Consider the following 505-nt stretch of genomic DNA (forward strand, 5'->3'; position numbering starts at 1 on the left):
CGGCACGCCGGCATTCGCACTGGCACTGCTTGTAGTACGCCTGGCGGCTGATCCCCATATAACGGCAGGCTCTCGCCACGCTCAGTCCTTTGACGAGCGCTTGCGCGAGGACCTGCCGGAAGGCTTTTTTACGACCCGGACTCCGTAATCCTTCTTCAGAACCTCGAGCACGGCTTCAAACACCTGCGCCTTCTCGTTGGCCTGCTTCAGTTGCGCCTCGAGCTCCTTGATCCGCTGCTCGGGCGTGAGCGGCAGTTTGCCCGGCTTTTCCACGCTCACCCCTCCAGCACGCGCAGACCCACCCGCACTCCAGTCCTGGTGGCCATGTCTGCGCAACCACGCCAGAACGGTCGAGGCGCCCTGGATGCCGAAGCGCCGCTGCGCCTCCCGGTAGCTCATCTCGCCTTTTTCTACCTGTTCGACCACTGACAGTTTAAAGGCCAGGCTGTAGTCCCGCTGTGTTCGCTTGATCCCTGATTCCAATTGACTCTCCTTCCAGGGGCGG

1 pseudogene is annotated in these 505 nt (G+C 62.0%); it reads right to left on the bottom strand.

Annotated elements, in window-relative coordinates:
* Window positions 1-483, bottom strand: a pseudogene (locus AC3WLT_RS37315) (helix-turn-helix domain-containing protein); the annotation flags it as partial.
* Window positions 484-505 lie beyond the last annotated feature (22 nt).

Source organism: Paraburkholderia sp. FW306-2-2C-D06C (assembly GCF_058781505.1).